Here is a 6,483-nt window from a genome sequence, read left to right on the forward strand (position 1 = left end):
CCGTGAACCCATCTTCCCGTCCCGAGCAGCACGAATCGATCCTCCTGCGCGTCCTGTGGATGCTGCTCTTTCTCGTCGTCTGGCAACTGGCCGAGCTGCTGCTGGCGGCCCTGGTGCTGGCGCAGCTGATCTATCGCCTGGTGTATGGCGCGCCCAATGCCGGCTTGATGAACCTGGGCGACAGCCTGAGTCAGTACCTGGCGCAGATCGGCCGCTTCGGCATGTTCCAGACCGACAGCAAACCTTGGCCGTTCGCCGACTGGCCGACACCGCGCGCGCCGGAGGGTGAAGCGCCCCACATGCCCGGCGCCTCGACGAACCGCCACCGGCCCAAGCCGTGAAGGTCTGGATCCTGCGTCACGGCGAAGCCCAGCCACAGGCTGCGCGCGATGCCGAGCGCCGGCTCACCGCCCACGGGCAGGCGCAGGCCGTGCGGGCTGCCACGCATCTGGCCGGCCAGCCGTTGCAGGCGATCATCGCCAGCCCCTACGTGCGCGCTCAACAGACGGCCGCGCTGGTTCACCAGGCCTTGGCCACCTCCGTCTCGGTTCGCACTGGCGCCTGGCTGACGCCTGACGGCGATCCACGCGAGGTGCTGGACCAGCTCGATGCACTGGCCCTGGAGCACGTGCTGCTGGTCAGCCACCAGCCGTTGGTGGGTGAGCTGGTCAGCCTGCTCGAACAGGGCCATGTGCAGCAGCCCGTAGGCTTTTCCACGGCCAGCCTGGCCGAGCTGGAGGGGGCATGGGCATTGGCCGGAGGCATGACCTTGCGCGCCCTGCACCAACCCGACTGACAAGACAACCTGACACTTCTGTCAGTTGTGGTGGTCTTTTTCCCCTTGCTAACGTTCGAGTCAGATGACGAGCCGGGGGGCTAAGGATGACCATTCACGACCTGAGGTTGGTGCGCTCGCTGAACCTGCAGAGCACCAAGGACAAGGTGCGCGACCACACGGTCCTGGATTTCGCCGAATACGGGGTGCTGCGCGACAGCGCCGCTGCCCGGCTCGACCAGTTGGTGCGTGCGTTCCATGAGCATGGCGAGTTCGAAGCGCTGCACCAGGCGACCCAGCGCATGGCGCAGTCACTGCAAGCCAGTTGCCTGTTGGTGCGGCGCCTGGAAATGTCGGCCGAGCAGCGTCGGCTGGCCTACGAGGCCCTCGACCAGCAGATGGTCTATTTGCAGGCCTGTTTGCGCCGCTCGCTGTCGGCCGTGAAATCATCGGCCTGACCTGATCGCCCTTGACGATGACTTGTCCAGACGTTGCTCGGGCCAGGCGGTCCCTCGACAATGACCGCTTCGTTGCCGACAACCGAGATGGCCATGCCTCAGCCGATCTTCTTCGCCCATGCCAATGGGTTCCCTTCCGCGACCTATGGCAAGCTGTTCGCTGCCCTCGCGCCGGACTACAGCGTGAGTCATGTGGCGTGCCAGGGGCATGATCCGCGCTTTCCGGTGGACGACAACTGGCGCGGCCTGGTCGATGAGCTGCTGCACCATGTGCAGGGCCAGCCGGCGCCCGTGTGGGGCGTCGGCCACTCGCTGGGCGGCGTCTTGCACCTGCACGCGGCCATGCGCCGGCCGGACCTGTACCGGGGCGTGATCATGCTCGATTCGCCACTGTTCACCCGCGTCGAGCGCTGGTTGATTCGGGGCGCCAAGCAGGTCGGCCTGATCGATCGCATCACGCCCGCAGGGCAGACCCTGGGCCGGCGGGCGTCGTTCCCCGACCCTGAAACCGCCCGCCGCTATTTCGCCAGCAAGGCGCTGTTCCAAGGTTTCGATCCAGAGTGCCTGGACGCCTACCTGGAACATGGGCTGACGCAAGCCGCACAGGGCTGGCAGTTGCGATTCGATCCCGCGACCGAAATCGGCATCTACCGAAGCGTACCCCACGAGTTGCCCATGCCTGGCCGCCCGCTGGAGGTGCCGGTGGCGATGATCGGCGGGCGGCAGAGCCGGGTGGTACGGCGGCGTCACGCATTGGCCGTGCGCGCGATGCCCAAGGGTGAATACCACACCGTGCCAGGCGGGCACATGTTCCCGCTGGAACGGCCGGTGGACACTGCCAGCCTGATCAAGGGCCTGTGCGACCGCTGGGGCCAGGCATGAGCCCGGTATCGAGCGAGCTGAGCCTGGACCTGGGCCACCTGACCCTGGCCGCGCGCGCGTACGGGCCTGCGGACGGTGTGCCGATGCTGGCGCTGCACGGCTGGCTGGACAACGCCGACAGTTTCGTCCGCCTGGCGCCACGCCTGGAGGGCCTGCGCATCGTTGCGCTCGACTTGGCCGGGCATGGTTGTTCCGGGCATCGGCCACCGGGTGGCGATTATCACCTTTCAGGCTATGTGGAGGATGTCCTGGGCGTCGCCGACCGCCTGGGCTGGCAGCGCTTCGGGCTGCTAGGCCACTCGCTAGGCGCCGTGATCGCCGTGCAACTGGCCGGTGCATTGCCCGAGCGCGTCGATCGACTGGCCTTGATCGATGGCGTGCTTCCACCCGTGGCACACGAGCAGGAAGCGGCCAGCCGGCTGGGCATGGCCTTGCAGGCATGCCTGCGCCGACAGCCGGGCCGCAAGCGGGTCTACGCCAGTTTCGAAGAGGGCGTGAGGGCGCGCATGAACGGTCAGGTGCCGGTCAGTCACGACGCTGCCGAACGGCTGGCGCTGCGCGGGCTGGAGCCCGTGCAGGAAGGGTTCAGCTGGCGCAGCGACAGCCGTCTGACCCTGCCTTCGCCCGTTCGTCTCACCCAGGGTCAGGCGCTGTCGTTCGTCCAGCGCATCGCCTGCCCGACTCAGCTGATCGTCGCGACCGACGGCCTGTTGGCGCATGAACACGACCTGCTAGCCCAACTGCCGTTCGAGCAGGTGACGCTGCCAGGCGGGCATCACCTGCACCTGAACGATGAACTCGGCGCAAGCCTTGTTGCAGACTGTTTCAATCGTTTCCTGCGGTTTGCTTGACTTGAGCCGGGCAAGTGCCGAGGCTTGCCAGGTTCATCAGGGAGACGACCATGTACATGCCAGACAGTCCATACGGCCCGAGCGGCCAGCCATACCTAGCAGGCAATCGATGAGCAGGCGCTGCGCAACACGCCTGGCAGCGGGCCTGACGCTGACCCTGTCCGCCGTGGTGTGTCAGGCGGACGCATTGCCCACGCCGGCCGATGCACGTGTCGTGGACCAGCGGCCTGCGGTGCAGCAGGAGCGTGTCTATCCGCTGGGCGCGTTGCGCAAGATCAGCGGTCGGCTACGCATGGAAGGCAAGGTCGAAGGCCGTGGCCAGGTCAGTTCGATCACCTATGAGCTGCCCCAGGAGCGCACGGCCCGCGAGGCGTTCACCGCGGCACGCGAGCAGCTGCAGCGCGAAGGGGGGTATCCGCTGTTCTGGTGCCAGAGTCGCGACTGTGGCGAAGCCAGCCTGTGGGCCAACGAGGTGTTCAAGAACGCGCGCCTCAACGGCGGGGACGAGCGCCAGGCGTTCATCCTGCTGCGCCGCTCCGCCGAGCAGCCCGATGCCCTGGTGTCGCTGTACAGCGTCACGCGGGGCAACGGGCGCGCCTACCTGCATGTCGAGGAATTCGTCGCCGACACGCCCCTGGGCGAGCTGTTGCCGACGCCAGCGACGATCCTGCGCGAGCTGCGTGACACCGGTCAGCTGGACTACCCGGATCTGGGCGCGGTGCGGCCGACCTGGGCGACATTGCTGGCGCGCAGCCTCAACCTCGACAGCACGCTCAGGGTCGTACTGGGCGGTGAACAGCCCGAGGCCTGGCGCCAGCAGTTGATCGACGCCGGCGTGCGCAGTACCCGGCTGGAAGCCAACCAGACGGCCGACAAGGGCCTGCATGTGGAGCTGATCCGCTGAGCACGCCCATCCTGCCCAACAACGACCGATTGCTGATCCAGATTCTCCTGCTGGCGCTGCTGGGCGCAGGCCTCTGGGTCATGGCGCCATTCATCTCTGCGCTCCTGTGGGGCGCGATCCTGGCCTTCGCCAGCTGGCCGGCCATGCGCGTGCTGACGCGCTGGCTGGGTGGACGCGAGACGCTGGCAGCCGCGCTCCTGACCGGGGCCTGGACCTTGCTGGTGGTACTGCCCCTGGTCTGGCTCGGCTTCAATCTGGCCGACCATATCCGCGATGCCACGCTCTTCATCCGCGACATCCGCGTCGAAGGGTTGCCGCCCGCGCCGCCCTGGATGGGCCGCATGCCCCTGATCGGCGAGCGTCTGGTCGATGGCTGGAACACCCTCGATCAGCAGGGCGCGGCGCTGCTGGCGTCGCTCAAGCCCTACCTGGGGCAGGTCGGCAACTGGCTGTTGGCGCGCAGCGCCCAGATCGGCGGTGGCATCCTCGAGCTGACCTTGAGCATCGTGTTCGTGTTCTTCTTCTACCGCGACGGGCCACGCCTGGCGGCGTTCGTGCTGCGCCTGCTGCAGCGGCTGATCGGCGAGCGCGCCGACTATTACCTGACGTTGGTCGCCGGGACGGTGCAGCGGGTGGTCAACGGCGTGATCGGCACGGCGGCCGCCCAAGGCCTGCTGGCCCTGATCGGCTTCCTGATCGCTGGCGTGCCCGGGGCGTTGGTGCTGGGGATCGTCACCTTCATGCTCAGCCTGGTGCCCATGGGCCCACCGCTGGCCTGGATCCCGGCCACGGCCTGGCTGGTCTGGCAGGAACACTACGGCATGGCCATCTTCCTGGCCATCTGGGGGACCTTCGTCATCAGCGGCGTGGACAACGTGCTCAAGCCCTACCTGATCAGCCGGGGCGGGAACCTGCCGCTGGTCATCGTGTTGCTGGGTGTGTTCGGCGGCCTGCTCGCGTTTGGCTTCATCGGCCTGTTCATCGGGCCGACGTTGTTGGCGGTGGCGTATAGTCTGTTGTTGGATTGGAGCCGCAATGAACAGCCCCGACAGCAGTGATGCTTGTTCTGGACTTCAGACGCCAGGCTGCGCTCACCACTGTTGTGTGATGGGCTAATGGACTGATGGACGTGCATGCGGCTTTGGCCTTTTAATGATGTGTATGGTGAAACACAACCAAGGCAGTCAACAGCAGGATTTGAATGGTCAACAGGCTGACCAGCAATCGTTTCATGCCTGCAGGAAATCGTGCGACTTCGGCTGGGTCGATAAGGTTTCTGCGCGTAAACACTCTGGGTACTGCCACGATCATCGAGATCAAGCCCGTACGCATGAGCTTTCCCAGCAGCCCCGCATGCTGGAACGTTCTTTTGTTGTCATTCACGAATGTGCAGTTTTTCAAATGCGACTCAAAGCGCTCGGTGTAAGCGTGCGCGATATAGCACTGCACGATCATGGCGAGCATCATCGGGGTCAGTATCAGCAGCGCAATGAACCCCGGATGCACGTCATTCATTCTGATACCTCGTTATATAAAAAATCACCTAGCATCTCGCCGCCTTGGCTACCATAGTCACCAAAAACCTTGCCACCCGCCGCGCCGCCGATAACTGCGCAGACAAGGGCTCCGGGCCCTCCTGTACTGACCCCTAAGACAGTGCAAATGGCCGCTCCTGCTAAACCTCCTGCGTACCCTCCGGCGCTGCCGCCCGCTAAACTACCCATCAAAGAGGAACCCTCAACATATCTAGCACGTCGACATTCCGTTTCCCGACCGGTCGTGCAGGCTTTATGGATCGCTAGACCTGTCGATGCGACATCTAGGGTCATACCCAGATAAGTGCCTCGTTTAACTAAATTTGAGGCCCTGGCGACACCGGACACCTTTTCGGTATATCCTGATATTTCACCTTGGTGAAGATAACTTTTTGTCGAAATGCCAAGTGTGTTTTTGGTTTTTCCTTGTTTGCGTAAACCTGAGCCGTAAGCAGCGATATGCTCTAATTGTTCCTCTAGCTTCATGAATAATGCAGTGCGTTTTGCAAAAAATTCATCACGCGCTCTAAGTGTGCCGGATCTAAGATAGTCACGGTGCAGCTGTTCTATTTCTTCTAGCGTATTCTTGATGTTGTCAAGGTATCTGCTCCATCCATCGCTGGCTGCGCCTGCCCCCAACGATGCGTTGGCTAGCAAGCTTTGGAGTAGGTCGAAGTGTTCTAGAAAAAAATCATCCGCTTCAACTCCATTCGACAGCAGGTCCCTATGGACCTGAATGGCGTTGGTCATTAGAAAAGCTTCGTGACCGGTACAGGAAGGTGTATCAGAGTCAGCCAAAATGACCAGCTCTCCAGCGAGGACCACCCCGTTTGCAATATGGGAGTTGAGTATGTCGAACTTGCTCTGGGCATATCCAGACATGGAAATGCTGGCTTTTAAAGATTGGTATGACTGCGTTTTGCGATTGATAAAACTCTGTGCTTGAGGCATGGCGGCCTCAGGTTCCAAGTGCAACAGTCAGTTGATAATGTTGAGCCGATTGGTTGCCAGCAGTTGCAGATGATCCGTCAACACTTCAACAGGGAATTTCCAGCCCAATGTCTGACGAGGTCGGGTG

The 6,483-nt window shown here is 63.2% G+C and carries 9 protein-coding genes; 7 read left to right on the forward strand and 2 right to left on the reverse strand.

Annotated features, from left to right (window positions below):
- Positions 1-2 precede the first annotated feature (2 nt).
- From G7007_RS14930 to G7007_RS14960, 7 genes are all read left to right on the forward strand, one after another.
- Positions 3-341 carry a DUF4389 domain-containing protein gene (locus G7007_RS14930; protein WP_181102859.1) on the forward strand — a complete coding sequence of 113 codons (339 nt, stop codon included), beginning with the start codon at positions 3-5 and terminating at the stop codon, positions 339-341.
- Positions 338-796, forward strand: a complete 459-nt coding sequence (gene sixA, locus G7007_RS14935; protein WP_181102860.1) for a phosphohistidine phosphatase SixA — start codon at positions 338-340, stop codon at positions 794-796. Before G7007_RS14930 ends, sixA begins: the two co-directional genes overlap by 4 nt.
- Positions 797-882: 86 nt before the next feature.
- Positions 883-1,233: a hypothetical protein gene (locus G7007_RS14940; RefSeq protein WP_181102861.1), complete on the forward strand. Its 351-nt coding sequence runs from the start codon at positions 883-885 to the stop codon at positions 1,231-1,233.
- Positions 1,234-1,326: 93 nt separating this feature from the next.
- On the forward strand, positions 1,327-2,115 hold the full coding sequence (locus G7007_RS14945) for an alpha/beta fold hydrolase (protein WP_181102862.1): 789 nt from the start codon (positions 1,327-1,329) through the stop codon (positions 2,113-2,115).
- Positions 2,112-2,966, forward strand: coding sequence for an alpha/beta fold hydrolase (locus G7007_RS14950; protein WP_181102864.1), 855 nt, complete (start codon positions 2,112-2,114; stop codon positions 2,964-2,966). The genes G7007_RS14945 and G7007_RS14950 overlap by 4 nt, the downstream gene beginning before the upstream one ends.
- A 109-nt stretch (positions 2,967-3,075) precedes the next feature.
- On the forward strand, positions 3,076-3,870 hold the full coding sequence (locus G7007_RS14955; protein ID WP_181102865.1) for a DUF4892 domain-containing protein: 795 nt from the start codon (positions 3,076-3,078) through the stop codon (positions 3,868-3,870).
- Positions 3,871-3,881: 11 nt separating this feature from the next.
- Positions 3,882-4,928, forward strand: a complete 1,047-nt coding sequence (locus G7007_RS14960; RefSeq protein ID WP_181102871.1) for an AI-2E family transporter — start codon at positions 3,882-3,884, stop codon at positions 4,926-4,928.
- A 91-nt stretch (positions 4,929-5,019) separates the two neighbouring features.
- Here the strand turns inward: G7007_RS14960 and G7007_RS14965 are convergent, their stop codons facing one another.
- Together G7007_RS14965 and G7007_RS14970 are read right to left on the reverse strand one after the other, a co-directional pair.
- Positions 5,020-5,385, reverse strand: a complete 366-nt coding sequence (locus G7007_RS14965; RefSeq protein WP_181102866.1) for a hypothetical protein — start codon at positions 5,383-5,385, stop codon at positions 5,020-5,022.
- On the reverse strand, positions 5,382-6,356 hold the full coding sequence (locus tag G7007_RS14970) for a hypothetical protein (RefSeq protein WP_181102867.1): 975 nt from the start codon (positions 6,354-6,356) through the stop codon (positions 5,382-5,384). The genes G7007_RS14965 and G7007_RS14970 overlap by 4 nt, the downstream gene beginning before the upstream one ends.
- Positions 6,357-6,483 lie beyond the last annotated feature (127 nt).

This window comes from Pseudomonas entomophila, from assembly GCF_013523125.1.
In the GTDB taxonomy this organism is placed as follows: domain Bacteria; phylum Pseudomonadota; class Gammaproteobacteria; order Pseudomonadales; family Pseudomonadaceae; genus Aquipseudomonas; species Aquipseudomonas entomophila_B.

What these genes read in the sequence shown, in the direction of transcription:
- G7007_RS14940 (WP_181102861.1), top strand. Translation starts at nt 883, where the DNA reads ATGACCATTCACGACCTGAGGTTGGTGCGCTCGCTGAACCTGCAGAGC.
- G7007_RS14945 (WP_181102862.1), top strand. Translation starts at nt 1,327, where the DNA reads ATGCCTCAGCCGATCTTCTTCGCCCATGCCAATGGGTTCCCTTCCGCG.
- G7007_RS14950 (WP_181102864.1), top strand. Translation starts at nt 2,112, where the DNA reads ATGAGCCCGGTATCGAGCGAGCTGAGCCTGGACCTGGGCCACCTGACC.
- G7007_RS14955 (WP_181102865.1), top strand. Translation starts at nt 3,076, where the DNA reads ATGAGCAGGCGCTGCGCAACACGCCTGGCAGCGGGCCTGACGCTGACC.
- G7007_RS14965 (WP_181102866.1), bottom strand. Translation starts at nt 5,385, where the DNA reads ATGAATGACGTGCATCCGGGGTTCATTGCGCTGCTGATACTGACCCCG.
- G7007_RS14970 (WP_181102867.1), bottom strand. Translation starts at nt 6,356, where the DNA reads ATGCCTCAAGCACAGAGTTTTATCAATCGCAAAACGCAGTCATACCAA.